This is a genomic window from Streptomyces sp. NPDC059371 (genome assembly GCF_042751995.1).
In the GTDB taxonomy this organism is placed as follows: Bacteria; Actinomycetota; Actinomycetes; order Streptomycetales; family Streptomycetaceae; genus Streptomyces.
Window position 1 is genome coordinate 47,741 of sequence record NZ_JBHYXD010000009.1, and the last position, 25,427, is coordinate 73,167.

General features: G+C 71.7%; 24 protein-coding genes and 1 pseudogene. 11 read left to right on the top strand and 14 right to left on the bottom strand.

The features are described from left to right. Window positions 1-132: 132 nt before the first annotated feature. A complete protein-coding gene (locus ACFXGX_RS07910) occupies window positions 133-1,092 on the bottom strand; it encodes a CBM35 domain-containing protein (RefSeq protein ID WP_384786295.1) in 960 nt (319 codons plus the stop codon). Between the two features lie 117 nt (window positions 1,093-1,209). Then, window positions 1,210-2,949 carry a diguanylate cyclase CdgB gene (cdgB, locus tag ACFXGX_RS07915; protein ID WP_384786298.1) on the bottom strand — a complete coding sequence of 580 codons (1,740 nt, stop codon included), beginning with the start codon at window positions 2,947-2,949 and terminating at the stop codon, window positions 1,210-1,212. Between the two features lie 509 nt (window positions 2,950-3,458). Here cdgB and ACFXGX_RS07920 point away from each other — a divergent pair. Further along, window positions 3,459-3,941 carry a flavin reductase family protein gene (locus ACFXGX_RS07920; protein WP_384786580.1) on the top strand — a complete coding sequence of 161 codons (483 nt, stop codon included), beginning with the start codon at window positions 3,459-3,461 and terminating at the stop codon, window positions 3,939-3,941. 76 nt (window positions 3,942-4,017) lie between these two features. Here ACFXGX_RS07920 and arfB read toward each other — a convergent pair whose 3' ends face one another. Further along, a complete protein-coding gene (arfB, locus tag ACFXGX_RS07925; RefSeq protein ID WP_384786301.1) occupies window positions 4,018-4,446 on the bottom strand; it encodes an alternative ribosome rescue aminoacyl-tRNA hydrolase ArfB in 429 nt (142 codons plus the stop codon). Between the two features lie 214 nt (window positions 4,447-4,660). Here arfB and ACFXGX_RS07930 point away from each other — a divergent pair, with 214 nt between their 5' ends. Continuing rightward, entirely contained in the window at window positions 4,661-5,236 is a 576-nt protein-coding gene (locus ACFXGX_RS07930) for a TerD family protein (protein ID WP_266399397.1), read from the top strand. Window positions 5,237-5,308: 72 nt separating this feature from the next. On the opposite strand, the gene ACFXGX_RS07935 is transcribed toward ACFXGX_RS07930, so the two are convergent. Further along, window positions 5,309-6,718: a M1 family metallopeptidase gene (locus ACFXGX_RS07935; RefSeq protein WP_384786305.1), complete on the bottom strand. Its 1,410-nt coding sequence runs from the start codon at window positions 6,716-6,718 to the stop codon at window positions 5,309-5,311. A 76-nt stretch (window positions 6,719-6,794) separates the two neighbouring features. On the opposite strand from ACFXGX_RS07935, the gene ACFXGX_RS07940 reads away from it, so the two are divergent. Continuing rightward, window positions 6,795-7,295 carry a hypothetical protein gene (locus ACFXGX_RS07940; protein WP_384786308.1) on the top strand — a complete coding sequence of 167 codons (501 nt, stop codon included), beginning with the start codon at window positions 6,795-6,797 and terminating at the stop codon, window positions 7,293-7,295. Window positions 7,296-7,310: 15 nt separating this feature from the next. On the opposite strand, the gene ACFXGX_RS07945 is transcribed toward ACFXGX_RS07940, so the two are convergent. From ACFXGX_RS07945 to ACFXGX_RS07955, 3 genes are all read right to left on the bottom strand, one after another. Beyond that, complete coding sequence (locus ACFXGX_RS07945; RefSeq protein WP_384786311.1) at window positions 7,311-7,643, bottom strand: DUF4913 domain-containing protein; 333 nt, start codon at window positions 7,641-7,643, stop codon at window positions 7,311-7,313. Between the two features lie 99 nt (window positions 7,644-7,742). Beyond that, window positions 7,743-8,696 carry a hypothetical protein gene (locus ACFXGX_RS07950; RefSeq protein WP_384786313.1) on the bottom strand — a complete coding sequence of 318 codons (954 nt, stop codon included), beginning with the start codon at window positions 8,694-8,696 and terminating at the stop codon, window positions 7,743-7,745. Window positions 8,697-8,826: 130 nt separating this feature from the next. Continuing rightward, on the bottom strand, window positions 8,827-9,534 hold the full coding sequence (locus ACFXGX_RS07955) for a pentapeptide repeat-containing protein (RefSeq protein WP_384786316.1): 708 nt from the start codon (window positions 9,532-9,534) through the stop codon (window positions 8,827-8,829). Between the two features lie 192 nt (window positions 9,535-9,726). Here ACFXGX_RS07955 and ACFXGX_RS07960 point away from each other — a divergent pair, with 192 nt between their 5' ends. The 3 genes from ACFXGX_RS07960 (at window position 9,727) to ACFXGX_RS07970 (ending at window position 13,559) form a co-directional block, all read left to right on the top strand. Beyond that, a complete protein-coding gene (locus ACFXGX_RS07960; RefSeq protein ID WP_384786319.1) occupies window positions 9,727-10,893 on the top strand; it encodes an NAD(P)-binding protein in 1,167 nt (388 codons plus the stop codon). Between the two features lie 105 nt (window positions 10,894-10,998). Further along, a complete protein-coding gene (locus ACFXGX_RS07965; protein ID WP_384786322.1) occupies window positions 10,999-11,979 on the top strand; it encodes a zinc-binding dehydrogenase in 981 nt (326 codons plus the stop codon). Window positions 11,980-12,059: 80 nt separating this feature from the next. After that, entirely contained in the window at window positions 12,060-13,559 is a 1,500-nt protein-coding gene (locus ACFXGX_RS07970) for an MFS transporter (RefSeq protein ID WP_384786325.1), read from the top strand. 54 nt (window positions 13,560-13,613) lie between these two features. Here ACFXGX_RS07970 and ACFXGX_RS07975 read toward each other — a convergent pair whose 3' ends face one another. The 4 genes and pseudogenes from ACFXGX_RS07975 to ACFXGX_RS07990 form a co-directional block, all read right to left on the bottom strand. Then, a complete protein-coding gene (locus tag ACFXGX_RS07975) occupies window positions 13,614-15,020 on the bottom strand; it encodes an NAD(P)/FAD-dependent oxidoreductase (RefSeq protein WP_384786328.1) in 1,407 nt (468 codons plus the stop codon). Between the two features lie 9 nt (window positions 15,021-15,029). Beyond that, a complete protein-coding gene (locus ACFXGX_RS07980; protein WP_384786583.1) occupies window positions 15,030-15,683 on the bottom strand; it encodes a rhomboid-like protein in 654 nt (217 codons plus the stop codon). 169 nt (window positions 15,684-15,852) lie between these two features. Next, on the bottom strand, window positions 15,853-16,530 hold the full coding sequence (locus ACFXGX_RS07985; protein ID WP_384786331.1) for a hypothetical protein: 678 nt from the start codon (window positions 16,528-16,530) through the stop codon (window positions 15,853-15,855). Window positions 16,531-16,532: 2 nt separating this feature from the next. Next, window positions 16,533-16,790, bottom strand: a pseudogene (locus ACFXGX_RS07990) (ATP-binding cassette domain-containing protein); the annotation flags it as partial. A 706-nt stretch (window positions 16,791-17,496) separates the two neighbouring features. On the opposite strand from ACFXGX_RS07990, the gene ACFXGX_RS07995 reads away from it, so the two are divergent. Next, window positions 17,497-20,472: a BTAD domain-containing putative transcriptional regulator gene (locus ACFXGX_RS07995; RefSeq protein WP_384786334.1), complete on the top strand. Its 2,976-nt coding sequence runs from the start codon at window positions 17,497-17,499 to the stop codon at window positions 20,470-20,472. 130 nt (window positions 20,473-20,602) lie between these two features. Here ACFXGX_RS07995 and ACFXGX_RS08000 read toward each other — a convergent pair whose 3' ends face one another. The 3 genes from ACFXGX_RS08000 to ACFXGX_RS08010 all read right to left on the bottom strand — a co-directional run bounded on the left by ACFXGX_RS08000 (window position 20,603) and on the right by ACFXGX_RS08010 (window position 23,302). Beyond that, a complete protein-coding gene (locus ACFXGX_RS08000; RefSeq protein WP_384786337.1) occupies window positions 20,603-21,349 on the bottom strand; it encodes a sigma-70 family RNA polymerase sigma factor in 747 nt (248 codons plus the stop codon). 184 nt (window positions 21,350-21,533) lie between these two features. Continuing rightward, entirely contained in the window at window positions 21,534-22,457 is a 924-nt protein-coding gene (locus tag ACFXGX_RS08005) for a hypothetical protein (protein WP_384786340.1), read from the bottom strand. A gap of 17 nt (window positions 22,458-22,474) precedes the next feature. Beyond that, window positions 22,475-23,302: a lytic transglycosylase domain-containing protein gene (locus tag ACFXGX_RS08010; RefSeq protein ID WP_384786343.1), complete on the bottom strand. Its 828-nt coding sequence runs from the start codon at window positions 23,300-23,302 to the stop codon at window positions 22,475-22,477. A 588-nt stretch (window positions 23,303-23,890) separates the two neighbouring features. Between ACFXGX_RS08010 and ACFXGX_RS08015 the strand changes: the two genes are divergently transcribed. The 4 genes from ACFXGX_RS08015 to ACFXGX_RS08030 all read left to right on the top strand — a co-directional run bounded on the left by ACFXGX_RS08015 (window position 23,891) and on the right by ACFXGX_RS08030 (window position 25,408). Next, window positions 23,891-24,469, top strand: a complete 579-nt coding sequence (locus ACFXGX_RS08015) for a DUF6668 family protein (RefSeq protein WP_384786346.1) — start codon at window positions 23,891-23,893, stop codon at window positions 24,467-24,469. Beyond that, the gene (locus tag ACFXGX_RS08020) at window positions 24,466-24,765 is read left to right on the top strand and encodes a hypothetical protein (RefSeq protein ID WP_384786349.1); all 300 of its coding nucleotides are present in this window, start codon (window positions 24,466-24,468) and stop codon (window positions 24,763-24,765) included. Before ACFXGX_RS08015 ends, ACFXGX_RS08020 begins: the two co-directional genes overlap by 4 nt. Before the next feature lie 79 nt (window positions 24,766-24,844). After that, window positions 24,845-25,132 carry a hypothetical protein gene (locus ACFXGX_RS08025; protein WP_384786352.1) on the top strand — a complete coding sequence of 96 codons (288 nt, stop codon included), beginning with the start codon at window positions 24,845-24,847 and terminating at the stop codon, window positions 25,130-25,132. An 18-nt stretch (window positions 25,133-25,150) separates the two neighbouring features. Beyond that, the gene (locus tag ACFXGX_RS08030) at window positions 25,151-25,408 is read left to right on the top strand and encodes a hypothetical protein (RefSeq protein WP_384786355.1); all 258 of its coding nucleotides are present in this window, start codon (window positions 25,151-25,153) and stop codon (window positions 25,406-25,408) included. The last annotated feature ends 19 nt before the right edge of the window (window positions 25,409-25,427 follow it).

Sequence of the window (25,427 nt, forward strand, 5' to 3'; positions counted from 1 at the left end):
GGGTGGAGGGGTGGGGTGCTGTGGGTATTGAGTGCTCCATGGCGCCCCCACACCGCTCCCCCCGCCCGCGGGCCCCCCCCCCCCCGCGGGCCCCCCCCCCCCCCCCCTCGACGTTCGTCTACCGGCCCTGGGCTACTTCCACCCGGATTCCAACCAGAGCTGGTCGAAGTTCGCGTCGCACTGGTTGCCCTCCCCGCAGGAGATCTGAATCGTGTTGGTGCCCTTGTTGAGCGTGATGTTCGCCCAGGTGTTGGTCCAGCCCTTCTCATAGTCGCCCTCCGCCGCCTTGGCGAAGTTCGTCATGTTGAGGGGGCGGTCCTGGGCCGTGCCGTTGACCGTGAGGGTGGCGTTGGCGTCCTTGCCGGGCACGCCGTAGTTGATGTTCAGCGTGTACTTGCCGGCCTTCTCGATGCCGCTGACGTTCCAGACGACCGACGCGCCGACGTGGTTGAACCCCGTGACGTAGACACCGCCGTCCGCCTTGGCACCCTTGACGTCGGACGCCGTCGTGACGCCCGCGCCCAGGTTCAGCGCCTTCGCGTCGAGCTTGGGGAGATCCTTGGGCTTGTGGGCGCCCTTCGTCTCCTCCTGGGTCGGGGCCGCGCTCTGGGAGGCCGTCGGGGTCGTGCCCGCCTGGTCGCCGCCCTTGTCGTCGTCACCGCCGCCCGTCATGGCGATGGCGATGCCGATCACCACGGCGGCCACCACGGCGATCGCGCCGATGAGGAGACCCCTGGTGTTCGGGCCGCTCCCGCGCCCGCCGCCGTCACCGGGCATCGGCGTCCGCGCGGTCTGCGCGCCGCCGGGAACGGTCTCGGGGGCACCGTAGTGCGCGTTCGACTGGCCGTAGCCGCCCTGCTGCGGCACCTGGCCGTACGGGGCGGTGGGCGCCTGCTGACCGTAGGCGCCCTGAGCGGTCTGCTGGCCGTACTTGCGCTCGCCGACCGCCCGCACCCGGTTGACCGAGCCCGGGTAGCCGTAGCCACCGCCTCCAGAGGGCGGCGTGGCTCCGTTGGCCTGACCGTCGGCGTAGAGATAGCCGAACGGGTCGTCGTCCTCGGGCGTGCTCGCGCCGTTGTTGCCGGGCGTCATCCCTTGGTCTCCTCAGCGGGTGCGGTTCTGACTCAGTACACGAATGAATGGCGAGCCTACCCGGTTTCGCTGGGCCAAACGGGGGGCCTTCACCTCATCGATGCACTGACCTGCGTGTTATCCCGCACGCCTGTGCTGTTTGGGACGAGAACGTTTCTCGACGTACATCCGTTCGTCAGCGGATTTCAACACCTCGTCCGCCGTCATCCCGCAGTGGGCCCACCCGATGCCGAAACTGGCGCCCACGCGGACGGCACGTCCATCGACCCTGATGGGAGGAATGATCGCGTTCCTCAGGCGTACGGCGAGGTCCTGGGCGTCCGCCCGGCCGAGGCCGTCGGCGAGCACCACGAACTCGTCCCCGCCGAGCCGGGCGACCGTGTCGCCGTCCCGGACCCCGTGGGTGAGGCGGCGGGCGACCTCGATGAGAACCTCGTCACCCGCGTTGTGCCCGAACCGGTCGTTGATCGACTTGAAACCGTCGAGGTCGCAGAACAGCACCGCGAGCCCCTTGGTGCCGTCGTCGGTCTCGCCCTCGGGGGCGACGGTGTGCACATGGTGGTCGAAGGCCTCGAACGCCTCGGCGCCGGCCCGGAAGTCGAAGCCGTGACCGTTCCCGTCGTAGGCGGGGTGGCCGGTGTCGTCGTACTCGCCGGACATCGGGTCCGCGAAGTCCCCGTGGCCGTACGCGGCGTCCAGCGAGGCGACCACGCCGGGCGGCAGGGACGCCGGGCGCCGGCACAGCCGGGCGCCGAGCCGGGAGCGCAGCTCGGCGGAGTTCGGCAGCCCGGTGAGCGCGTCGTGCGAGGCGCGGTGCGCGAGCTGGAGCTCACGGCGCTTGCGGTCCTCTATGTCCTCGACGTGGGTGAGCAGGAAGCGCGGGCCGTCGGCGGCGTCCGCGACGACGGAGTTGCGCAGGTGGACCCAGACGTAGGTGCCGTCGCGGCGCCCGAGCCGCAGCTCGGCCCGGCCGCCCTCGGCGGAGGTCCGCAGCAGGGTGCCGATGTCCTCGGGGTGGACGAGGTCGGAGAAGGAGTAGCGGCGCATCGCGGAGGCGGGCCGGCCGAGGAGCCGGCACAGGGCGTCGTTGGTGCGCAGGATGCGGCCGTGCTGGTCGCCGCCCATCTCGGCGATCGCCATGCCGGAGGGGGCGTACTCGAAGGCCTGGCGGAAGGACTCCTCGCTGGCGCGCAGAGCCTGCTGCTCGCGTTCCAGGCGGACCAGGGCGCGCTGCATATTCGCGCGTAGACGAGCATTGCTGATGGCGATGGCGGCCTGGAAGGCGTACATCTGGAGGGCCTCGCGGCCCCAGGCGCCCGGCTTGCGGCCGTTGCGCGGCCGGTCCACCGACAGCACGCCGATCAGCTCGCCGTGGCCGGCGCCGGCATTGCCGCCGCCGGGGTTGCCGCCGCTGCCGGAGACGCTCGGGGTGTACAGCGGCGCGAAGAGACGGTCGGAGGGGTGCCACTCGTCCTCGAAGCGGGGCGCGGGACCGTCGGTGTACCACTGCGGTACGTCGTCCTCGTCCAGGACCCAGCCCTCGGTATGCGGTATGAACCGCAGGTCGCCCCAGGCCTCGCCCATGGTGAGGCGGCGGTCCCAGGAGGTGCGGGAGCCGACACGGCCGGTGATGAGGGCTTCGGCGGCCGGGTTCCCGGCGAGGGCGGCGACGACGAGGTCGCCGTCGGGGCGTACGAGATTGACGCACGCCAGCTCGTAGCCGAGCCCGGTGACGACGCCGTCGGCGACGGTCTGCAGCGTGTCCGCCAGGCTGCGCGCGGTGTTCATGTCCGCCATCACCTGATGAAGCTGCCTCAGGGTCGCAAGACGGACGTAGGGCTCCGACTCGGTCTCCATTCGCCCTCCCCTCGAGACCTCGCAGCAACTCCAGGGTTCCCTCGGCGTACTGGGTGCTCTTTCGGTTCCGTGCTGACTGCCCGGCGCTTCCCCGCGAACCCCTTCACGCCGTACTGCTTGGTAGCTTCCCCGCTCAACGCCTCCGCCACTGAATCACAGCGCGCTCCCCACTCGGTACACAGGGTCAACAAAATATGGCTCCTGTGACTCAAGTCACAGCGGAACCTGAGCAATTGAGTGGAGTTTCTGCATTTCAGTGTGCGTTTGCCGAATGCATTATTCGACGACTGTGCAGAACCTGTGCACTCCCCGTGCCCACCGAAGGAGTACGGACGAGGGTACGGCCTCTCTCTCCGTCCCAGGACCTAGGTCCCGGTTCGGGCCGAGGTCCGATGTGTCGCCCGCGGTGCGGAGACTAGCGTTTCGGCGTGCTCACGACTCCCCCAGCCCTTCCCGCCACCCCGTCCGTGCATGCTGAGGGGGTGAGCAACGACGAGTTCCGCGCCGCCATGACCCGGCTGGCCGCGGGTGTGGTCCTGGTGACCGCCCACGAGCCCGCGCTGGCCCCGGACGGGCCGAGCGGCGAGGACATCGGCATGACCGCGACCGCGTTCATGTCCGTCTCCCTGGACCCGCCGCTCGTCCTGGTCAGCCTGCGCGAGGGGTCCCGGATGGACGACCTGCTCGACGAACAGCCGCTGTGGGGCGTCTCCGTGCTCGCGGAGAGCCAGCGCCACATCGCCGGCCGGTTCTCCATGAAGGGCCGCATCAGCGACCGGCTCCTCTTCGAGGACATCCCGTACGTACGCGGCGAGGCGTCCGGCGCCCTCCTGGTGGGCGGCGCCCTGGCCACCCTGGAGTGCAGCACCGAGCAGCGGATCCCCGCGGGCGACCACACCCTCGTCATCGGCCGTGTCCTGACGGCCCGGGTGCCGAGTGCCGACGGCGGACCCCTGACGTACTTCAAGGGCCGCTACCGGCAGCTCGGCTGACGCGGCCGGAACGGCCTCGGCGGCCCACGCCGGTCGTCGGCCGGCCACAGCGGGCCGGCAAGGGGGCAGCGGGGTTCTAGCCCCAGTCGCGGCCCGTGCGTCCGCGCTTGGTGTCGGAGCGGGCCTTCTTCTCGCGCAGCCGGCGTTCGTTGATGCCCCGGGGGATACGGGTGGCGCGGCGCGGCTTGGGCGGCGGCGCGGTCGCCTCGGCGAGGAGGGAGGCGAGGCGCACGGCCGCCGTCTCGCGGTTGCGCCACTGGGAGCGGTGCTCGGACGAGCGGACGCTGATGACCCCGTCGACGAGACGTGCCTCCAGCTTCGCGAGGGCGCGGTCCTTCCACACGGGCGGCAGCGACTCGGTGTTCGCGAGGTCGAAGCGGAGCTCGACCTGTGTGTCGCTGGTGTTCACGTGCTGCCCGCCCGGCCCGCCGGAGCGCGAGAAACGCCACATGAGCTCGGCCTCGGGCAGGGAGACGGAGCCGCGGATGACATAAGGACCGGACATGTGTTCATGGTCGCCCGCGCGGCCGGTCCGCGTCACCCGGTTTTCGGCGCCTGTCGGGGTGAACTTCGGCCTGTGTCGGGGTGAAGAGGGGAGTCTCGGTAAAAAAGGTAAAGACAGACGGAACCTCGGGTACCCCCCTTGGCGTTCATAGGGGTGACGGTAGCTTCGTCCCCAGTACGAAGCCCGTACGTCACGAGGGAAGGGACTCCCAACAATGGCTGTAAGCCTGTCCAAGGGTGGCAACGTCTCGCTCACCAAGGAGGCTCCGGGCCTGACCGCCGTCACCGTGGGCCTCGGCTGGGATGTCCGCACCACCACGGGCACCGACTTCGACCTCGACGCCTCGGCCATCGCGGTCAACCCCCAGGGCAAGGTCTACTCGGACGCCCACTTCGTGTTCTTCAACAACAAGCAGACCCCGGACCAGACCATCGTCCACACCGGCGACAACCGCACGGGTGAGGGCGCCGGCGACGACGAGGCGATCAACGTCAACCTGGCGGGCCTGCCCGCCGACGTCGAGAAGATCGTCTTCCCGGTCTCGATCTACGACGCGGAGAACCGCTCGCAGAACTTCGGCCAGGTCCGCAACGCCTACATCCGCATCGTGAACCAGGCCGGCGGCGCCGAGATCGCCCGCTACGACCTCTCCGAGGACGCGGCCACCGAGACCGCCATGGTCTTCGGCGAGCTCTACCGCAACGGCGCGGAGTGGAAGTTCCGCGCGGTCGGCCAGGGCTACGCCTCGGGCCTCGTCGGTATCGCGCAGGACTTCGGCGTCAGCGTCTGACGGCCGAGCGCGCAGGCGCACTTCGAGAGGAGCCCCCGGACCACGGTTCGCCCGGGGGCTCCTCTCGTGCGCTCACGGGTGGGCGGGTTTCCCCTCCCCGTACAGCCAGTTCTTCCAGATCCCGCTGAAGTCCTTGTCCGGAACGGCCTTCTCGACGTACGCGGTGAACCCGGCCGTGTCCGCGTTCGCGTGCCGACGTGCGGCGGCCCAGCCCTGGACGATGTCGTAGAAGGTGTCGTCACCCACGAGTTGGCGGATCTTGTGCAGGACCATCGCGCCGCGGTAGTAGACGGGCGGGTCGGAGATCTGCGCGGCGCCGGGCGGGTCCGCGGGCGGGAAGGCCCAGACCTCGCCGCTGTCGACCGGTTCGTAGTAGTCGCCCCGGTAGAGGGAGTTGAAGATCTTCTCGGCCGAGTCGCCGCCGTGGTCCTCCTGCCACAGCCACTCCGCGTAGGTGGCGAAGCCCTCGTTGAGCCACATGTCCCGCCAGGACTTCGGGGTGACCGAGTCGCCGAACCACTGGTGGGCCAGTTCGTGGACCATGGTCCTGGTGTCGGGGACGAAAGGGAAGACGGGGCGTGTCTGGGTCTCCAGGGCGTAGCCCACGTCGTCGGAGCGGTCCACGATCGCGCCGGTGGAGGAGAAGGGGTACGGGCCGAAGTTGTACTCCTCCCAGTCCATGATCTCCGGGATCTGCCCCAGCACCTTCTCGCTCGCCCGCTTCTGGGCCGGGGCCACCGCCACGTAGACCGGCAGCCCGTTCTTCGCCGTCGAGCGGGTGATGTCGTACCGGCCGATCGCGAGTGTCGCCACATAGCTCGCCATCGGTTCGGCGGTGTGCCAGGCGTAGGTAGTCCTGCCGTCCTTGGTCGACTCGCTCGTCAGCTCGCCGTTGGAGACGGCCTGGACGCCCTTCGGGACGGTGATCCTGACGTCGTACGTCGCCTTGTCGGAGGGGTGGTGGTCGCCGGGGAACCAGGTCATCGAACCCGTGGGCTCGCCGAGGCCGAGGGCGCCGTCGGCCGTGCGCAGCCAGCCCTCCTTGGAGGCGTCGGCGTCGGTGATCGTCCGGGGGGTCCCCGAGTAGCGGACGGTCGTACGGAACGTCTCGCCCTTGTCGAGGTCGTCGTGCGGGCGCACGGTCAGTTCCTGGCCCGCCCGGCTCCAGCCCGCGCCGCGGCCCTCGACGGTGACGTCGGAGACGTGCAGCCCCAGCAGGTCGAGATGGAAGGCGCTGAGGTCTTCCTGGGCCCGCGCGGTGATCTCGGCGGTCCCCGTCAGCCGTTTGTCCCGGGGGTCGTACGACAGGGTGAGTCCGTAGTGCGTGACGTCGTACCCGCCGTTGCCCATCTTCGGGAAGTACGGGTCGCCGGCACCGGCCGCGCCGGGTTTCCCGTGCACGCCGTCCCCACCGCAGGCCGTGAGCCCGGCGACGAGCGCGAGAGCCAGGGCAAAGGGGACGGTGACGGAAGATCGGGGCACATCCGCGATCCTAGGCCGCCGGACGGCCCCCCGGACAGGCGGGAAGCGGACGACCCCGGCGTGACACCATCACCTCGTGCTCGACATCGGCTACGCCCTCTCCAACCGCTTCCCCGACCCCCCGCAGACCGACTACCGCCGCGCGGACGTCCACGCGCTGCGGCACGACCTGTTCTGCGGGGACGTGTACCTCGCCGACACCAAGACGGACCGCGAGGTGTCCACGGGCTGGGGCTGGGTGCCGGTGCTCGACTTCGCGTGGGCACTGTGCGACATCGTGGAGCAGCTCGACCGCGACCCGCTGGGCAGCCGGGCCTCCCGCCCCCAGCAGGCGGAGCTGGACTTCACGGAGTCCACCGACCGCATGCTCTTCGAGCGCCGCTTCGGCTGGGTGGACGTCGAGGCCGACTGGATGCCGGGAGACGAGGAGCCGCTGACCTTCTCCCACACCGAGCTCCGCCGCGAGGCCCGCGACTTCCTGCACGACCTGCTCGCGGACCTCACCGACCTGCACGAGGACCTCGCCGAGAACCCCGCGATCTGGACACTCCAGGCCCGCTTCCCCCGCGTCTCCTAGGCCGACCCGGCCCCGTCAGCCGGGCTGCGGCACCGGGCCCCGGGTCTGGTCCGGGTAGGCGGCCATCGGCGGAGCCTCCTTGTCCCGGTGGCCCGCCTTGCAGCCCGCGAAGGGTCCGGCGGGGGCGCGCAGGGTGGCCATGACGTGGGTGAGGTGGTCGCGATGCCACACCGAGGGACCGCTCAGCCCGGCCAGGATGAACGGCGAGGTCAGGGGCGACGGAGCCGGTTGCGGGGTGCTGTCGGTGGCCGGGGCAGCCGTGACGGGGACGGTCTCATGTGGGTGGTGGATGTCACGACCGCGCTCGTCGCCCTCGGGAAGGCCGGCCGGCATGGCGTTCCCTGACATGCGGAGGGATCTCCTCGGGGCCGGAGCGGATGGAAGTGGGCTACCCGGCCGCCGGCCGCCGCGTTCGGTCGTCCGGGCCTGCGGCCAGGTGTCCCCCGGTCACATGGCCCGACCGTCGCGGTTGGTGACGGCCTTCGGCGGTGGCACCGGAAGGGCCGAGGATGTCGCCACCGGGGACGTGCTGGAGGTCACCGCACCCGGTGACCGCAGGGAGGCCACGCTCGTCAGGGCCGGCGAGCCGGACGTCGGCAGCGGGTTCATGGCGTAGGTGTTGTCCGGCAGGCTCGTGTTGCTGTTGCCCTGCCGTGCGCTGACGTCGGAGCTCTCGGCCGGCGATTCGGTGTACGGCAGGAAGTTCTGCTGCGTGGGGCGGTTGGTGAAGCTGGTCAGGCCACCAGCGGCGGTGAACGCCGCTCCCAGGGTCGTGAGCTGCTGCAACTGCTCACGCGTCCGCTCGGGCTCGGCCGCCTTCGCGCTCATCACCGTTCCGGCGACGGAGGCCAGACTGCCCGCCACACTGGTCGCGGCCTGCAGCCGGTCGGTGCTGGGGTCGCTGTAGGCCTTGTAGGCGGCGTGGCCCAGGTTGCCCACTGCTTCGGCCGCCGCGAGATAGGTCGACGCCTTCTGCAGGTTGGCCGACGTGGCGCCCTCGGTGTAGGTCGAGGCGACCTGGGTGGCGAGGGGGAGGGCCTTCGCCGCGAACGAGAGGATCGGCTCCGCGTTCGTCTTGAGCCATGTCCCTGCGGCCTGGCTGTAGTTGTAGATCTGTCCGGACATCCCCTGCGCCACGAACTGCGGGGGTACGAGGTCGCCGTCCTGGAAGTAGATGCCGTGTTCCCGATCGGGGTGCATCGGCTCGGGGAGCTCGGTCATGTTCCGCGGAGCGGGGGCGGTGAAGGGGAGAACGCTGGGTTCGCCCTGGCCGTTGATGGTGGCGGCGACGAAGCGGGCATCGGTGACACTGGTGGTCGACGCGTTCGAACCCTCGTTGTCCGAACCCGAGGCGTTCTGCGCCTCCATGTCCCGGTCCCGCGTCTTCTTCTTGGGTGGCATCCGAGAATTCCTTCCGTGTGCCGGGGCCCTGTATGTGGAGCACAACGGACCCTCGGCCGCGCCGGTTCACCGTTCTCACGAGTCGGCGGACCGGTGGCCCCGACCGTGAAGCCGGCAGGGGCGCGGGACGTCATCCCTCGACCCTGACCCCCAGCGCCGCGGCCAGCACCGGTGCGAGGTCCAGGAGCTGGTGGGTGTTGATGACCGCTCCCGCGAGCCGGTCCACTCCGCGCGCGATGTCGAGCTCCGCCGCCGCGCGCAGGTCCACGTCCACGAGGGTGGCCTCGGTGAGGTCCGCTCCCTTCAGGACGCAGTCCACGAACTCCACCCGCTCCAGGCGGGCGCCGCCGAAGTCCGGCTCGACGAGGACACAGCCCTCGAAGACGACGTCCTTGAGTCTCGCCTTGCGCAGATTCAGATAGTCGATCTTCCCGCCGCGCACGACCACCCGCTCCAGGACGGAGCCGTGGAGCTGCACCCCGCCGAGGCGGGCGTCGATCAGCTCGACGTCGCGCAGCGTCGACTCCGCGAGATCGGTGCCGACCCCCCGGATGCCCGTGAGGACCGAGTCCAGCACGCGCGCGTGGTGCAGCCGCGTCTCGTCCAGCGCGCAGCGCGTCAGCGCGCAGTCCATGAAGCGGGCTCCCCCGCCGTCCTGCCCGGCGAAGTCCAGGTCCCGGAACTCCAGCCCGTCATAGTCGCCGTCCGGCTCCAGCTCCGCGCCGTCGTAGGGCTCCAGCGGGGGCAGCCGCAGCTCCGGCCGCCGTGCCGCCCTCGGCCCCGCCCCCGGCGCCTTCGCGCCCGTCCCGCCGCGCCCGCCCACCACTCTCCTCGCCATGCCCCCATCCTGCCCGCCCCCACCGACATCGGGCGCCGGACCGCGACAACGGGTGCCGTGGCCTGCGAGAACGCCCCGCATGTCACATCCCGGGCCGGCGTCCCGTCGTACTCACGGAAAGGCCTGCCGTCACAGCACCGCCGCACCCCCGGGCGCAGGACAGCCGACACCGAGCAGAGGAGACCACCAGCCATGCACCGCATCACCGTCATCGGCGGCGGCTTCGCCGGACTCACCGCCGCCATCACCGCCGCCGAGGCGGGCGCCGAGGTCACCGTGTACGAGGCTCACCACACCCTCGGCGGACGGGCCAGGACCGCCGAGGGGCCGTACCGGACGAACGAGGGACCGCACGCCCTCTACAGCGCGGGCCCGCACTGGACCTGGCTGGCACAGCGGGACCTGATCGGGGCGCTCGCCCCGATCCCGCCCCTGGAGGCCGCCCGGCTGCGGCTGCGGCACAAGGGCGTGCTGCGCCGCACCCCGCCCTTCGCGATGCTGAAGCTGCTGCGGCGCTCCTGCCAGCAGGCCCCGGCGGACGCCGACTTCCTGACCTGGGCGACCGGACAGGCCGGGGAGGAGGGCGCGCGGGCCGCGGCCCACTACTCGGCCGTCGCCCTCTTCCACCACGATCCCGGTTCGCTGTCGGCGGCGTTCGTGCAGCAGCGGCTGCGCCGGGCCATGAAGGTGCCGACGGAGGTGCACTGCCCCCGCGGCGGCTGGGCCAACGTCATCGACCGGATGGCGGGGCGGGCGTGGAACCTCGGCGTGCGGATGGAGACGCTGGCCCGGGTGGACACCGTCCCCGCCGGCCGGGGCCCGGTCGTCGTCGCCACCTCGCTCGACTCGGCCCGCCGGCTGCTGAAGGACGAGTCGCTGACCTGGCCGAGCGGCCGTACGGCCCTCGTCGACCTGGCGCTGCGCACCCGCCGCGGGGACGCGTTCGCCGTCTCCGACCTGGACGCTCCGGGCTGGATCGAGCGTTTCACCGCCCGGGACCGCACCCTCGCCCCGGCCGGTGAGCAGCTCCTCCAGGGGCAGATCCCGATCGCCCCGGGAGAGACCGGGGCGCACGGCGCCGCCCGTGCCGAGCGGTTGCTCGACCTCGCCTTCGAGGGCTGGCGCGAGCGGGTCACCTGGCGGCGTACGAGCGTGGCGAACGGCCGTACGGGCGCGGTCGACCTGCCCGGTACGACGTGGCGGGACCGCCCGCGCATCGACCGGGGGGACGGCGTCTACCTCGTGGGCGACCAGGTCGCGGCTCCCGGGGTTCTCTCGGAGGTGTCCTTCAACAGCGCGATGGAGGCCGTGTCGCTGGCCCTGGGCATCCGGGAGCGTCTTGACCTCAAGCGGGCTTGAGGTTGAACCCTGGTAACTCGATCCGCGGATCCCGCAGATCCCGTAGATCCGCGGATCCCGTAGATCCCGTAGATCCCGTAGATCCCGCAGCCCGAGGAGCCTTCGATGCACGCGATCCGACTGCACGCCTTCGGTCCCGCCGAGAACCTCGTCCTCGAACGGACCGAGGACCCCGATCCGGGGCCCGGCCAGGTCCGGATCGCCGTGGCCGCCGCGGGCGTCCATCTCCTGGACACCGCCCTGCGCGCGGGCATGCGGGGCGGCCCGGCCCCCCAGCCCGTCCTGCCGACCGTCCCGGGCCGTGAGGTCGCCGGGACCGTCGAGTCCCTCGGTGAGGGCGTCGCCGGGCTCTGGCTCGGCAGGCGCGTCGTCGCCCATCTCGGTTTCGCCCCGGGAGGCTACGCCGAGCTGGCGGTCACGGACGTCGAGCGCCTCCACGACATTCCCGGGAATCTCGGCTTCGCCGAGGCCGTCGCCATGATCGGGACGGGCCGTACGGCCATGGGGATCGTGCAGTTCGCCGAGTTCGGCCCCTCCTCCGTGGTCGTCGTGCCCGCGGCGGCGGGCGGCGTCGGCACGCTCCTCGTGCAGTACGCGCACCACGCGGGCGCGACCGTGGTGGGTCTCGCGGGCGGCCCCGAGAAGGTGGCGCTGGCCCGCGCGAACGGCGCCGATCCGGCCGTCGACTACACCGATCCCGGCTGGCCGGAGAAGGTCCGCGCACACCTCGGCGGCCGGACGGCGACGGTCGTGCTCGACGGGGTCGGCGGCGACGTGGCCCGGGAGGCCGTCGGGCTGCTCGGCCCCGGCGGCCGGCATCTCGTCTTCGGCTGGTCCGGCGCGGGCCTCGGTGGCGGTTCCCCGTACCTCGTGGAAGGGGTGTCCGAGCAGGTGCTCGGCCCCGTGATGATGCGCAGGGCGGGCGGACCCGACCCCGTGCGGACCCTGGAACTGCGGGCCCTGGCCGAGGCCGCCGCCGGACGGCTCGTCCCGGCCGTCACCCGGTTCCCCCTCGCCGAAGCCGCCTCGGCGCACGTGGCCCTGGAGAACCGGGCCACGACCGGAAAGGTGGTGCTGGAACCCTGACCACGAGCAGGCACGACGCGTCCCACGACGCGAAATCGCCCAAAGATGCGACTCATTCCGTTTCATGGTCTTCTGAGCGAATGAGTGTCACCCGGACAGGTGAACCAGAAGCGCCCGTGGGTCCCGACGCCCATCGCTGGTGGGCACTGGTGGTCATCGCGCTCGCCCAGCTCATGGTCGTGCTGGACGCGACGATCGTGAACATCGCGCTTCCCTCCGCCCAACGCGATCTCGGCATATCCGACGGCAACCGGCAGTGGGTCATCACGGCCTACACGCTGGCCTTCGGCGGACTGCTGCTGCTCGGCGGGCGCGTCGCCGACCTCGTCGGGCGCAAACGCACGTTCATCATCGGGCTGATCGGATTCGCGCTCGCGTCGGGTCTCGGCGGCGCGGCCACCACGTCCGGCATGCTGTTCGGCGCCCGCGCCCTCCAGGGCGCCTTCGCCGCCCTGCTCGCCCCCTCCGCGTTGTCCCTGCTGACCACGACCTTCACCGATCCGAAGGAGCGCGGCAAGGCGTTCGGCATCTACGGGGCGCTGGCGGGCTCGGGCGCGGCGATCGGGTTCATCGTCGGCGGCGTGCTCACGGAGTACCTGAACTGGCGCTGGTGTCTGTACGTCAACATCCCCATCGCCGTCATCGCGGTCTTCGGCGCGTTCGGACTGCTGCGCGACCGGCCCGGTCACAAGAACGTCCGGCTCGACGTGCCGGGCGCCGTGCTGGGCTGCGGCGGGCTGGTGGCGATCGTCTACGGGTTCAGCGAGGCGGAGTCGCGCGGCTGGACGGACCCTCTGGTGCTGGCGCTCCTCACGGGCGGGGTGGCACTGCTGGTGGTGTTCGTGTGGTGGCAGAGCAGGGCGCCGAGCCCGCTCCTGCCGCTGCACATCGTCAGGGACCGCAACCGTGCCGGCTGCTTCCTGACGATGGGGTTCGCCGTCATCGGCATGTTCGGCGTGTTCCTGTTCATGACCTACTACCTCCAGGTCGTCCTCAGGTACTCGCCGCTGAAGACGGGGCTCGCCTTCCTGCCGCTGACCGTCGCCATCATCATCGGTTCGACGCAGATCTCGGCGCGGCTGCTGCCCCGCGTGGCCCCGCGCATGCTGATGGTGCCGGGCATGATCCTGGCCGCCGGCGGCATGCTGTTCTTCACCCAGCTCACCGTCGACTCCGCGTACGCGAGCGAGCTGCTACCCGGTCTGCTCCTGCTGGGCCTGGGCATGGGCCTGACCTTCATGCCGGTCTTCGCGACCGCCACGGCGGGGGTCGCCCCGCAGGACGCGGGCGTGACCTCCGCGACGGTCAACACCTCGCAGCAGGTCGGCGGTTCGATCGGCACGGCGCTGCTGAACACCATCGCCACCACGAGCAGCACCGCCTACATCGCCGCCCATCTCCGCGATCCCGCGCAGAAGGCGCTGATCGTCCGCGAGGGCACGGTCAACGGCTACACCGTGGCCATCTGGTGGGCCGCCGGCATCATGCTCCTGGCCGGTCTGGTCGCGGGCCTCATGGTCACGGCCAAGGCGCCCAGTCACGCGTCGACGGGCGCGGCGGTCCCGGAGTCGGTGGGCTGACGCCGGGCAGTGGCGCCCGGGGTCAGTGACACCCGGGGTCAGTGGCGCCCGGGGTCAGTGGCGCCCCGCCACCCGGTCGGCGATCCGGGCCAGCCGGGACGACTCCGGGCTGTGGGTGGTCCGTTCGCGGCGGTCGGCCGTGCGGTAGGTCGCGTACATGCCGTGGACGCCGATCCAGCGGAAGGGCTCCGGTTCCCACTTGCGGACCTCGTGGCCGACCCAGGGCAGGGCGGTCAGCTCGGTCGCGCCCGCGTGGCCCGAGTCCTGCCGCACGAGGTCGCGCAGGGTGCGGGCGGCGAGGTTGGTGGTGGCGACACCGGAGCCGACGTAGCCGCCGGCCCAGCCGAGACCCGTCGAGCGGTCCAGGGTGACGGTGGCGCACCAGTCGCGCGGGACGCCCAGAACGCCCGACCAGGCGTGGGAGACCTGGACGCCGGTCAGCGACGGGAAGAGGCGGACGAGGATCTCGTACAGGGCGTCGATGGTGGACTGCTGGGTGCGGCCGTCGTTGTCGGTGCGCGAGCCGAAGCGGTACGGGACACCGCGGCCGCCGAGCGCGATACGGCCGTCCGCGGTGCGCTGGGCGTACATGTACGCGTGGGCCATGTCGCCGAGCGTCTCGCGGCCCTCCCAGCCGATCTCCGCCCACTGGCCGTCCGTCAGCGGCTCCGTCGCGATCATGGACGAGTTCATCGGCAGCCAGGTCCGCTTCTGGCCCTTGAGGTTCGCGGTGAAGCCCTCGGTGCAGCGCAGGACATAGGGGGCGCGGACGGTGCCGTACGGGGTCACCGCGTGCTGCGGGCGGATCTCGGTCACCGGGGTCTGCTCGTGGATGGTGACGCCGAGCGCCTCGACGGCCGCGGCGAGGCCCTTGAGCAGCTTCACCGGGTGCAGCCGGGCCCCGTGCGGGGTCCAGGTCGAGCCCACCGCGTCCGCGACGCGGATCCGTTCGGCGGTCTCCTTCGCGCCGTACAGCTCGCGGTCCTTCTCGCCGAACGACAGCTCGTGCGCGTGGAAGGCCTTGAGCCGCGCGAGCTGGGCGGGCGTGTACGCCACCTCCAGGACTCCGCCCTGGTGGACGTCGGCCTCGATGCCCTCGTCGGCGGCCACCCGGACGACCTCGTCCACGGTGGCGTTCATGGCCCGCTGGAGTCGTACGGCCGCCTCCTGGCCGTGCAGCTTCGCGTACCGGTCGCGGCCCGCGATGCCGTTGTAGAGCCAGCCGCCGTTGCGCCCCGAGGCGCCGTAACCGCAGAACTTCTGCTCCAGGACGGTGACGCGCAGGGAGGGTGCCGCCTTCTTCAGGTAGTACGCGGTCCACAGTCCCGTGTAGCCGCCGCCGACCACGACGACGTCGGCGGTCGCGTCGCCGGGCAGCGGCTCCCGCGGCGCGGGCAGACCGTCGTCCGCGTACCAGAAGGAGATGCCACCGTTCACGACCTTGCCCGCCGAGCTGCTCATGACGGGACGCTAACTCCGTCGGGTGTCGGCTGTCTCCTTCGGATTCCGTGCTTTTCCGCGCCCTCTGGTCAGCGGAAAACAGGCGAGCCCGATGAGGACGGAGGTGAAATGCCCGAGATCGGTGAAGGTCCGCTCCATCAGGAAGGGAATCCCGTACGCCGCCAGGACGGCCAGGAGATACGCGTACCGCCAGGGTGCCGCGATCCGGTAGGTGAGCACGCCGACCACCCCCGCCAGGGCGTAGCTCACCCCGACATCGAGGGTGTCGACCGCCGAGTGCGGTGCCACGCCGTGTTCGATCGCCCAGAGCAGGGCACCCTCGCTGACCAGCGTCGACAGGACATGCGCGGCCGCGTTGACCCCGAGCCAGCGGGCGGTTCCCAGCCAGTGTTCGGCGGGCGCCTGGAAGAGGGTGTAGAGGACGGCGTACGGCAGCCAGTGGCCGCCGTCGATCCACATCGCGCTCGCGAACAGCACCCGCACCGGATTGCTCGACAGCTCGTGGATGTTCGTCGAGCGCTGCCGCAGGAAGTCCTCTTCGAAATCCGGAGACATGTGGTGCAGGGCCACGGTGGTGATGAAGAGAATCGTCAGCCAGATGTACGTGCCCGGCGCACCGCGCACATACATCCACACCCTGTGGAAGAACCGTTCACCCCGCATGGCCTGATTCACCCATGCCACGAGTGTCCCTTGTGTGATCGACATTCCGGACGAGCCGCCCGGACGTCGTGGTCTCGGCCCGTGATCCGCATCGCGACTCCCGACGACACCCCGCCCGTGACGGAGCCGTTCGGCCTGGCCGGCCGGCACGGTGGTCGATAACGCTGGGTCACTTCCTGCTCGCACGATCGAGTTCGCGGGTGACGGCTTGTTCGCCTTGACCGAGAAGCGCCTTTTCGAGGCTGTGATCATCCAAGCGGGAGAAGCCCTCACCGCGTGCGACGTCATCCTTGCTCAGGACGCGTCCGCACCACTCCCCCCGGTCTCCGGAATGATCGTCGAACGGGACGGCGGCGCCCTCCCCCAGAACGACCCACCCGTCGGCGTCCCAGCGGAGGGCCAAAAGGTAGGTGTGGCCGGTCTCCAACCGTGGGGCGTAAGCGGCCGTCTTCTTTTCGCGATTGCCGTTCGCCCGGTACACCCGCCAGCCCGGGGCCGTCATGTCGAAGTCCTTGCCCATCGGTTTTGCGGGACTGCGGGCGGACCAGAGGATGTTGTCCGTCCGGAAGGCAACCTCGCGATCGGTCTCGTACTGGATCGGCCCCTTCGTGAAATCACGCCGGTTGGTTTCCCGCTCCCGTATCGGAGTAGCCACAACGACCTGATCGGCATAGGTGACCCATTGCTTCGCGGTCTGGGACGGGTAGCTGTCTTCGGCGCCTCCGCAGCCGACCACCGTATCCAGACCGTTCATACCGACCATGGCACCTGCGACGATCCCCACGACGGCCAGGCAGGCGGCGGCGGGTCGACTCACGGCAAGGGCACCGGAACGAATCCGTCGCATGACTAAAAGGACTCCTTCACGGTGGCGAGCTCAGAGACAGTGGCGTAGGCGGCTTCCGCACGACACGCCTCGGGAGTTTCGCGAGGAGCGTGAGCCAGGAAATCGAGGATCAGTTCGCGGAACACGCGCCGCTGTGTGGGGTCCATGCCGGCGGTCGGCTCGTCAAGGAGGAGCACCTTGGCTCCATCGGCAAGGGCGGAGGCCACACCCACACGCCGAAGCCGGCCTCCTGAGAGCTGCTCGGTCTCGACATCAGCTCGGTATGTCAAAAGGTGTCGGCTTCCTGCTCTACGGTCGAAACCGGAGCTTCCAGTCCGCACGGGGGGGCGCATGACGCCAGATCAGGAATGCGGGTAAAGCCGGTACCACGGCATGACAATGCATCCCTCCCCGCAGCAACACCGTTCCCCCGGTTGCTGGTTGACATGCGCAACGGCGAAGTGGTCAAGATCCGCCAGGCACGATGATCACCATAGACGCAACCCGGCAGATGGGAGCAGCAGTTGACTTTGCATCCGACGTGAAATCGATCACGAGGCCCTCGGCCCGACGTGTATAAGCTCCGCGCACGTGCCAGGGATTGCCCGCATGTCACCTGCGCCGAAGGGAAAGGCCGGACACCACGTCCAGGCCTCGACTTGACCAGAATTCACTCCGGGCTCGGCCCTCTCGGGGATCCTGGAGTTTCGCGGTGCGGCATCATGATCAACGGGCATGCCCGGGCCGTTCCGATGACCGATGCAGCCGTCGAGGGCCCAGACGCATGCCGAGGGCAGCGGCAACCAACGCCCGCAGCCCAACGAACAGCGCGAGACAGATGGAGAACACGGCTCACCGGGATCCGGCACCGAGGCCCGCCTACGCGTCGCGTACACGACACGAACCTGCGAAGTGGCCGAATCGACCGGGTGTTCGTAACCGCCCTCGCTACTCTCTGGTGGTGTGAGAGTTACCGATGGTGCGGAAGTGCTGCGCTTTTCCTTACTGGGCCCGCTGCGCGCCTGGCGGGGCGGAACGGAACTGGCACTGGGACCGCCGCAACAGAAGGCCGTCCTCGTGGCGCTGCTCCTGCGCCGCGGGCGCGCGGTCGGCGTCGGCGAACTCGTCGACGGCATCTGGGGGCACGACCCGCCCGCCGGCGCCGTCCCCGTGCTGCGCACCTACGCGTCCCGGCTGCGCAAGCTGCTGGAGCCAGGACGGACCCCGGGCGCCCCGCCCCGGCTCCTGGTGTCCATCGGCGACGGCTACGCGCTGCGCACCGAGGAGATCACCAGCGATCTCGGCGACTTCGAGGACAACCTCGTACTGGCCGAACGCCACCGCGCCCGGGGCGACAGCCGCGGGGCCGCCCGGCTGCTGGACACCGCGCTCACCGTCTGGCACGGCACCCCCCTGACCGGCATTCCCGGGCCGTTCGCGGAGACCGAGCGGGCCCGCCTGGCCGAACGGCGGCTGGCCGCCCTGGAGTACCGGCTCCGCGTGGAGCTCGAACTCGGGCGCCACGAAGCGGTGCTGCCCGAACTCGTGGCACTGCACGGGGCGCAGCCGCTGCGCGAGGCCGTGTGCGAACTGCTGCTCGTGGCCCTGTACCGCTGCGGCCGGCAGGCCGAGGCACTGGAGGTCTACGCGAGCACCCGACGCACGCTCGTGGACGAACTCGGCATCGAACCCGGCCCGTCCCTGCGGGCCACCCACGCACGGCTGCTGGCCGGGGACCCGGACCTGTCGCCCCCGCCGGTGCCGGTGCCGGCCGTGGACACCGGCGCCGCGGACACCGACGACGGCCCGGACACCGGCTCGGCCGGCACCGGCTCGGCGGACGCCGCCGGCCGGGCCGATCCGCCCCGGGCCACAGGGGACGTACACCCCTCCCAACTCCCGGCGGACCTGCCGCTATTCACCGGCCGCGACAGCGAACTCGGCAGAGTGGACGCGCTGTTGCCCGCCGACGGCCATCCGGACACGGCCGTCATCGGCCTCATCAACGGCATGGCCGGAGCCGGCAAGACCACCCTGGCCGTGCACTGGGCACACCGGGTCGCCCACCGCTTCCCCGACGGCAGCCTCTACGTGAACCTGCGCGGATACGACCAGGGCGGCTCCGTCATGGACCCCTCCGAGGCGCTGGAAACCTTCCTCGTCGCCCTCGGCGTGGCCCCGCAGGCCGTCCCCGAAGGACTCGACGCCCAGGCCGCCCTCTACCGCAGCGTCCTCGCCCGCCGACGCGTCCTGATCGTGCTGGACAACGCCCGCGACAGCGGACAGGTACGACCGCTGCTGCCCGGCACCCCGGGCTGCCTCGTCATCGTCACCAGCCGCAGCCGGCTCACCGGACTGGTCGCCGGACACGGCGCCCACCCGCTCACCCTGGGCCCGCTGACCGGCGGCGAGGCCCGTGCCATGCTCACCCGGCGCCTCGGCACCGCGCGCGTGGACGCCGAACCGGAAGCCGCCGAGGCCATCGTCGGACTGTGCGCCCGGCTGCCGCTTGCCCTCGCCATCGTCGCGGCCCGCGCCGCCCACCACCCCGGCTTCCGGCTCGCCGACATCGCGGGCGAACTCCGCGAGACCCACGGAAGCCTGGACGCGTTCACCGGCGGCGACGCCCACACCGACGCACGCGCCGTCTTCTCCTGGTCGTACCGCGCGCTGCCGCCCGCCGCGGCGGAACTGTTCCGCCGGCTGTCCCTCCACCCGGGACCCGACATCAGCACGGCCTCCGCCGCCGCCCTGGCCGCGGCACCCGCGCGCCCCGTGCGCGCGCTGCTCGCCGAACTCACCGGGGCCAGCCTGCTCGGCGAACACGCGCCCGGCCGGTACGCCTTCCACGACCTGCTGCGCGCCTACGCCCGCGAACTGGCCGACACCGAGGACACCGAGGAGCGGCGCGGCGCCGCGCTGCTCCGCATGCACGACCACTATCTCCACACCACCCACCACGCCTCCGCGATCATCAACCCGCGCCGCGAAACCCTGCCCCTGCCGCCGAGCACAACGGACAGCGGCCCGCTCCGGTTCACCGGACGCAGACAGGCCACACAGTGGTTTCGCACCGAGCGGCACGTCCTGCGGGCGGTCGTCCAGCACGCCGCCGCCCACGGTTACGAGGACCGCGCGTGGCGCACCGCCGTCGGCCTCGACCTGTACTTCGACCGGCTCGGCTTCTGGCACGACCTGATGGAGATCAACAGCGCCGCGCTGCGGGCCGCCCGAGCCGTCGGCGACCGGGTCGGCGAGGCGCACGCCCTGCGCGGTCTGGGCTTCTTCCACACCCGGTTCGCGCACTCCGCCGAGGCGCGACGGGACCTCGGGCGCGCGCTGGAGCTGTTCCGGGCCGCGGGCGACGGGCCCGGCCAGGCGCGGACCCGGCGCTGTCTGGCCTACCAGGCCAACGGGGAGGGCCGGTTCACGGTCTCGCTGGACCACTACACGCACGCCCGCGAGCTGTACCGGGCCGAGGGCAACGTCGGCAACGAGGCCCTCGTCCTGAACGAGGTCGGCTGGACGTACATCCTGCTCGGTGAGCACGACAAGGCGATGGAGTACTGCGAGAAGGCCGTCGCGCTGCACCAGGAGACCGGCGACCCGATCGGCGAGGCCGCGGCGCAGGACAGCGTCGGCTACGCCCTCCACCACCTCGGCCAGTACGGCGACGCCGTCGAACGCTTCGAGCGCGCGCTGGCGTTGTACCGGGAGGTCGGCGACCACTATCTGGAGGCGGACACCCTGCGGCACATCGCCGAATCCAGGCTCGCCGCCGGCGACCGGGAGGCGGCGGTCGGTGCCTTCCGCGCGGCGCTGGCCCTCCTGGAGGAGAACTCCCACCCGGAGGCCGCGGACCTCCGCGACACCCTGCGCGACCTGGAGACCTCCGGTCCCGGAGCGAACGAGGGGGAGAACGAGCCGACCCGGGGGGCGGGAACGGGACCCGGCGGAACGTGAACGGACCCGACCGGACGTGCCGAGGGTCCGGTCGGGGGGCCGGGCGCGGCGGGCATGGCGGAGGGTCAGGGCTGATCGGGCGGGGTGGACGGGCCGGACGTGACCCGGGCGGGGTGGGCGGGGCCGGGCTTCAGGCCGCGGTTCGGGCCGGGTTCGACGTCGATGTCGGCGTCAGTTTCGGCTTCGGCTTCGACTTCGACAGCGGGTCCGGTGTCGGTACCGGGTCCGGATTCAGCTTCGGTACCGGGTCCGGCTTCGGTGTCGGTACCGGGTCCGGCTTCAGGTTCGGTACCGGGTCGGGGTCCGGGTGGCGCAGGCGGCCGTCCTCGTCCGTCACGACACCGTGCTCGCGCAGCGCCAGCCGTAAACCGCGCAGCGCGTAGTACACCCGGGACTTGACCGTGCCCTGCGGGATGCCCAGGGCCTCCGCCGCCTCCTGCGTGGTGCGGTCCTCCAGGAACGTCGCCCGGATCACGTCACGGTGGGCGGGGGTGAGCGCCCGCAGCGCCTCCTGCACCACGATGGACGACAGCATCCGCTCGATGTCGTCCACCTCGGCGCCCAGTTCGCTCAGCCAGGTGGCACCGCCTATCTCCAGCGGCCGCGCCATCCGCGTCCGGTGGGCGTCGATGACGAGGTTGCGGGCGACCCGGAACATCCAGGGCCGTACGGCCATCCCCTCGGCGTCGACCAGGTTCCGCTTGTTCCAGCAGCGCAGCAGCGTCTCCTGGATGACGTCCTCGGTACGGTGCGTGTCCCCGCCCAGCATGCGCAGCACGTACGTGTAGAGCGCCGGGCCGTGTTCCACGTAGAGGTCGCGCAGCGCCCGCTCCTCGGACGAGACCGCGCTCGCCGATCCGATGACGGTGACGTTCATGGAGTGCTCCTGTTCCTTGGGAGGACCGGCCCCGGTCAGGGGACCGGAGCCGGGGCCTCCGGGGAACGGAGTGTCGCGAGGGGCGTTCCACGTTCGTTTGACGTCGGGTGTACGAAGCGATGGACGAGCCGGTCACGGCCGCTGTGACCGCGGGTAGCCGGCGGGGTGCGCGTGGCGACCGGGCTCAGACGTACGCCTCCAGGGCGTCGACCTGTCCGCGGACCTGTCCGACGAGTGCCGCGTAGCCGGGGGGCAGCAGGCCGTGCCGGTCCAACGTGGCCCACATGTGCAGGAGTTCACGCCCGTGGGCGACGACGGCCCGGTCGTCGTCGAGCTGCTGCCAGGCCGCCGCCGCCCGCGCCACCTCCGCGGGGGCCCGGTCGTCCCGGGCCGCGCAGCGGATCCGCGCCACGGCCAGCGCCAGCACGATGGCCTCCCGGTGGTCGCCGCGCAGGTGCGCGAGGTACGCCTCGACGGCCCGCGCCTCCACGGCGTACGGGTGCTCGGCGCCCATCGAGCCCGTCAGGCTCTCGCGCAGCGCGGTCGCGTCGCCGAACGCCTCGTCGAGCCGCCCGCCGAAGGCCAACGCGTTGATGCGGCCGATGTGTTCGGTGAGGTCGGCGGGGAGCTCGGGGGTTATGGCGGGGGCCACGGCGGCGGCCGGGTCCGGCACCTCGGCGCGGGCGGCGGCCGTGGCGCGGGCCCGCGCGACCGCGGTGGCGACGGCGGAGGCGGTGGCCGCGGCGGGGGCCGGAACGACGACGGTGGCGGGAGCGTCGGCACCGGCGGGGGCATCAGCGGGGGCGGTGGTGTCAGCGAGGGCTGAGGCGGGGGCGGGGGGAGCCTCGGCTTCGGCGGGCTCGTCGGGTGTCTCCTCCTCCGGTTCCAGGACGCCGCTCGACCCGTCCGGAAGCACCTCCAGCAGGAACCGGGCGGCGCCGGGACCGTCGTACACCGTCGCCACGACGGCGCCGTCCCGCTCCTCCGCGTACCCCTGAAGGCGGTCGAGGACGGCCTCGTGCACGGACTGGCCGGGCTCGGGGACCAGGGTGTGTCCGTCGATCTCGGCGAGCCCGTCGCCGGAGATGTACACATCGAAGCGGGTCATGGCTGTCCTCCTCTTGCTCATGTGGTGGTCGGCGCGGGGCCGGTCGTGGTCGCGTCCGGGTCGGGTGTGACCCCCGGAGTGGCACCCGAGGGAGGGGCGCCGATGCCCTGGTACTTGGCGAACTGGGCGCGGACGGCGAGGACATAGCCCTGGGCCTCGTTCGTCTGCGGCACCCCCTTGGCCGCGCGGACGGCGTCCATCCCGACGTCGTAGCCGGCCAGCGCGAGGTCCAGGACGGTGTTGGTGGTCCCGTTCCCGTCGCTCGTGTTCACCTGACCGGCGTCGATCATCTGCTGGCCCTGCTTGGCGAGTTCGCACATGTACCGGCCCTGCGCCATGATCGAGTCCTTCGCGTCCAGGGCGGAGGTCTTGCCGTTGTCGTCGTCGTCCTTGCCGTACTGGCTGAAGATGTCGGGCGGCAATTGCGAGAGGCCCAGTTCGCCGTTCGGGCCGACCAGGGCGCTGTTGAAGCCGGACTCTTTCTCGATCTGGGACGCGATGACGATCGGGCCGATGGCCCCGCACAGTTCTCCGGCCTTCTGAATGGGGTCCACCAGGTCGGCGGGGACGGTGGAGGTGTCCAGCTCGCCCTTGCCGTCGCCCTGGAAGATGCCGAGGGTCTGGTCCGCGGTGTCCTGACTGGGGGGATCGCCCCCGCCTCCGTGGAACAGCAGGTACAGCGCGATGAGCGGAGCCAGCAGGACGCCGAACCCGCCCATGATCACCACGACGACCAGCGTTCCGGCCAGGGCGAGCGGTGACAGCAGGCAGCCGCAGCCGGTGCCCGCGATGATCCCGTTCCGCACGGCGGTCGACGAACCGCCTTCCCCGCTCTCTTGGTTCATGAGCGCCCGCCTTCTTCCCCTCGCCTTGAACCGCTGTGGCCACACGGCCCGTTGTGCTGTCCGACGGGCTCGACAGATCCAAACGGGCCCCGGGGCAAATAAGTTCAAACCAGTGGAAACCAGATGAGCCAGAGCAGCCGATCTACGAGCGAAGAGGGGGGCGGGGCACACATGGGCACTCCTTCGGCGATGCCGTCGGGCCCGGGGTCATGGGTACGGGGACCGAAGAACCCGCAACCGGCACCACCGCAGCCACAACCCGCCCCCGCCGACCCACCGACGGCACCCGCACAGCAGCCCGTCGCGCACGCCGCACCGCAGCCCGTCGCCCCCGCCGGGGCCCAGGCCGCACCACTGGCCGTGGCACAGGCCGTGGCGCACGCCAGAACGCAGCCCGCCCCGCAAGCCACGTCGCAGGCCGTGGATCGGCCCGGACCTCAAGCGGCGGCTCAATCCGCACCGCAGGCCGTGACTCAGCCCGTACCGCAGGCCGTCGCTCAGCCCGCACCGCGGGCCGAGGCTCAGCCCGTACCGCGGGCCGAGGCCCAGCCCGGGACGCGGACCTCGCCCCAGGCCGTGGCTCAAGCGGTGGCTCAGCCCGTCGTGCACCCCGCTCCGCGGCCCAAGGCCGTTCCGGTGCGGGCCGGGGCCGGGCGGCGGGCGGCTTCGGCTTCCGGTGCGGAGCCGGCCTGGGGCCGGCCGAAGGCGCCCAGGGCGGCCCGCGGCACGTCACGTGACGAGGTCGGATGGGTCAAGGCGCACGGCGGCTCCGGCGCGACCTCGCTCGCCGAGTTGTTCGGCGGAGTGGAGGTGGGGGCCCGCTGGCCGGACCCCGCCCGCGGCGAGCCACGCCGGGTCGTCCTGGTCGGCCGGACCAGCGCGCGCGGGCTGCGGTCCGTCTCCCAGGCGCTCGGCGCGCTCAACGACGGCGACGCCCCCCAGGGGCTCGAACTGCTGGGCGTGGTCCTCGTGGCCGACGCCCCCGGACGGCTCCCGCTCGGTCTGCTGCGCCGCATCCGCGTACTCCGCTCCGTCGCCCGGGTGCACCGCGTGCCGTGGATACCGGCGTGGCGTACGGGCGGCCGCCCCAAGTCCGTCCCCAGGCAACTCGCCACGCTCGCCGAGCTGGTGGGCGCCGGGCACCACGGCGAGGGAGCCGCGTCGTGACCCAGTCCCTCCTCGACGCGCGGTTCCTGACCGACGCGCGGTACCTGGCCGCCTACACCCCGCCCGTGGAGGCCGACACGATCCTCGGCCTGCTCGCCTGGTGCGCCTCTGCCTGCGGAGTCGGCGGACTGATCATCGTCGGCATCCAGATGGCGCTCCAGCTCCGCCGCGGCGATCCCGGCGAGGGCGGCGAGCACTTCCGCGGCGTCTTCTTCGTGACCCTGAGCTGCCTGGTCGCCACGTCGGCCGGTCCGCTCGTCGCGGCCCTCGGCAGCCTCCAGCTCCTCGGCCCCTGACCCCGACACACCTTCGCGCACAGCAAGTCACCCTCCCGCCCACCGCTCGTGCCGGGCGCCGAACCCTTCGGAGATCCTCATGTCCTCTCTGCTGTACGAAGCCGGCAACTTCCTCGCCTCCGGCGTCCCGCAGCCCGCGGCCAACGCCCCTGGAGCACTCACCTCCAAGGTCAACACGGTCCTCGGCATAGCCGCCTGGGCCGGCACCGCCGCCGGCGTCGCCGGAGTGCTGATCACCGGCGCGATGATGGCCATGTCCGTGAAGCGGGGCGAGAGCTCGGAGCACATGAGCCGGCTCGGCATGGTGCTCGGCGGCTGTGTCCTCGTGGCCACCGCGGGCCCGCTCGTCAGCTTCGTCTTCGCGTAGGCCCGGCGGACGGTCGTGATGTTCAAGCGCAGGGAGCGCCGGCCCGCGGAATCCGGGCCGTACTACAAACAGCGCAGTTGGCAGCTTTCGGCCGGATTCCTGGCCGTCGTGATCGTGGTGGGCGGCGTCGTCACCCTGCTGTCCGGCCCGGACACGACGGCGGCCCACGCGAACGCCGCGGCCACCGGGGGCCCGCTGGCCGGCCCCGCCGCGAAGGACGGCCCGCCGCGGGGCTGCCGCCCCGACGCAAGCGCGGGCCCCGCCCAGCCCAAATAGGCGCCGGAGGGCGTCGGGG

Excerpts from the sequence above, each read along its gene's own strand:
- ACFXGX_RS07950 (WP_384786313.1), bottom strand. The coding sequence starts at position 8,696 with ATGCCACCCAAGAAGAAGACGCGGGACCGGGACATGGAGGCGCAGAAC.
- cdgB (WP_384786298.1), bottom strand. The coding sequence starts at position 2,949 with ATGGAGACCGAGTCGGAGCCCTACGTCCGTCTTGCGACCCTGAGGCAG.
- ACFXGX_RS08010 (WP_384786343.1), bottom strand. The coding sequence starts at position 23,302 with ATGAACCAAGAGAGCGGGGAAGGCGGTTCGTCGACCGCCGTGCGGAAC.
- ACFXGX_RS07975 (WP_384786328.1), bottom strand. The coding sequence starts at position 15,020 with ATGAGCAGCTCGGCGGGCAAGGTCGTGAACGGTGGCATCTCCTTCTGG.
- ACFXGX_RS07985 (WP_384786331.1), bottom strand. The coding sequence starts at position 16,530 with ATGCGACGGATTCGTTCCGGTGCCCTTGCCGTGAGTCGACCCGCCGCC.
- ACFXGX_RS08025 (WP_384786352.1), top strand. The coding sequence starts at position 24,845 with ATGTCCTCTCTGCTGTACGAAGCCGGCAACTTCCTCGCCTCCGGCGTC.
- ACFXGX_RS08000 (WP_384786337.1), bottom strand. The coding sequence starts at position 21,349 with ATGAACGTCACCGTCATCGGATCGGCGAGCGCGGTCTCGTCCGAGGAG.
- ACFXGX_RS07980 (WP_384786583.1), bottom strand. The coding sequence starts at position 15,683 with ATGCGGGGTGAACGGTTCTTCCACAGGGTGTGGATGTATGTGCGCGGT.
- ACFXGX_RS07945 (WP_384786311.1), bottom strand. The coding sequence starts at position 7,643 with ATGTCAGGGAACGCCATGCCGGCCGGCCTTCCCGAGGGCGACGAGCGC.
- ACFXGX_RS08030 (WP_384786355.1), top strand. The coding sequence starts at position 25,151 with ATGTTCAAGCGCAGGGAGCGCCGGCCCGCGGAATCCGGGCCGTACTAC.
- ACFXGX_RS07955 (WP_384786316.1), bottom strand. The coding sequence starts at position 9,534 with ATGGCGAGGAGAGTGGTGGGCGGGCGCGGCGGGACGGGCGCGAAGGCG.
- ACFXGX_RS07965 (WP_384786322.1), top strand. The coding sequence starts at position 10,999 with ATGCACGCGATCCGACTGCACGCCTTCGGTCCCGCCGAGAACCTCGTC.
- ACFXGX_RS07920 (WP_384786580.1), top strand. The coding sequence starts at position 3,459 with ATGACCCGGCTGGCCGCGGGTGTGGTCCTGGTGACCGCCCACGAGCCC.
- ACFXGX_RS07960 (WP_384786319.1), top strand. The coding sequence starts at position 9,727 with ATGCACCGCATCACCGTCATCGGCGGCGGCTTCGCCGGACTCACCGCC.
- ACFXGX_RS07930 (WP_266399397.1), top strand. The coding sequence starts at position 4,661 with ATGGCTGTAAGCCTGTCCAAGGGTGGCAACGTCTCGCTCACCAAGGAG.
- ACFXGX_RS07910 (WP_384786295.1), bottom strand. The coding sequence starts at position 1,092 with ATGACGCCCGGCAACAACGGCGCGAGCACGCCCGAGGACGACGACCCG.
- ACFXGX_RS08005 (WP_384786340.1), bottom strand. The coding sequence starts at position 22,457 with ATGACCCGCTTCGATGTGTACATCTCCGGCGACGGGCTCGCCGAGATC.
- ACFXGX_RS07970 (WP_384786325.1), top strand. The coding sequence starts at position 12,060 with ATGAGTGTCACCCGGACAGGTGAACCAGAAGCGCCCGTGGGTCCCGAC.
- arfB (WP_384786301.1), bottom strand. The coding sequence starts at position 4,446 with ATGTCCGGTCCTTATGTCATCCGCGGCTCCGTCTCCCTGCCCGAGGCC.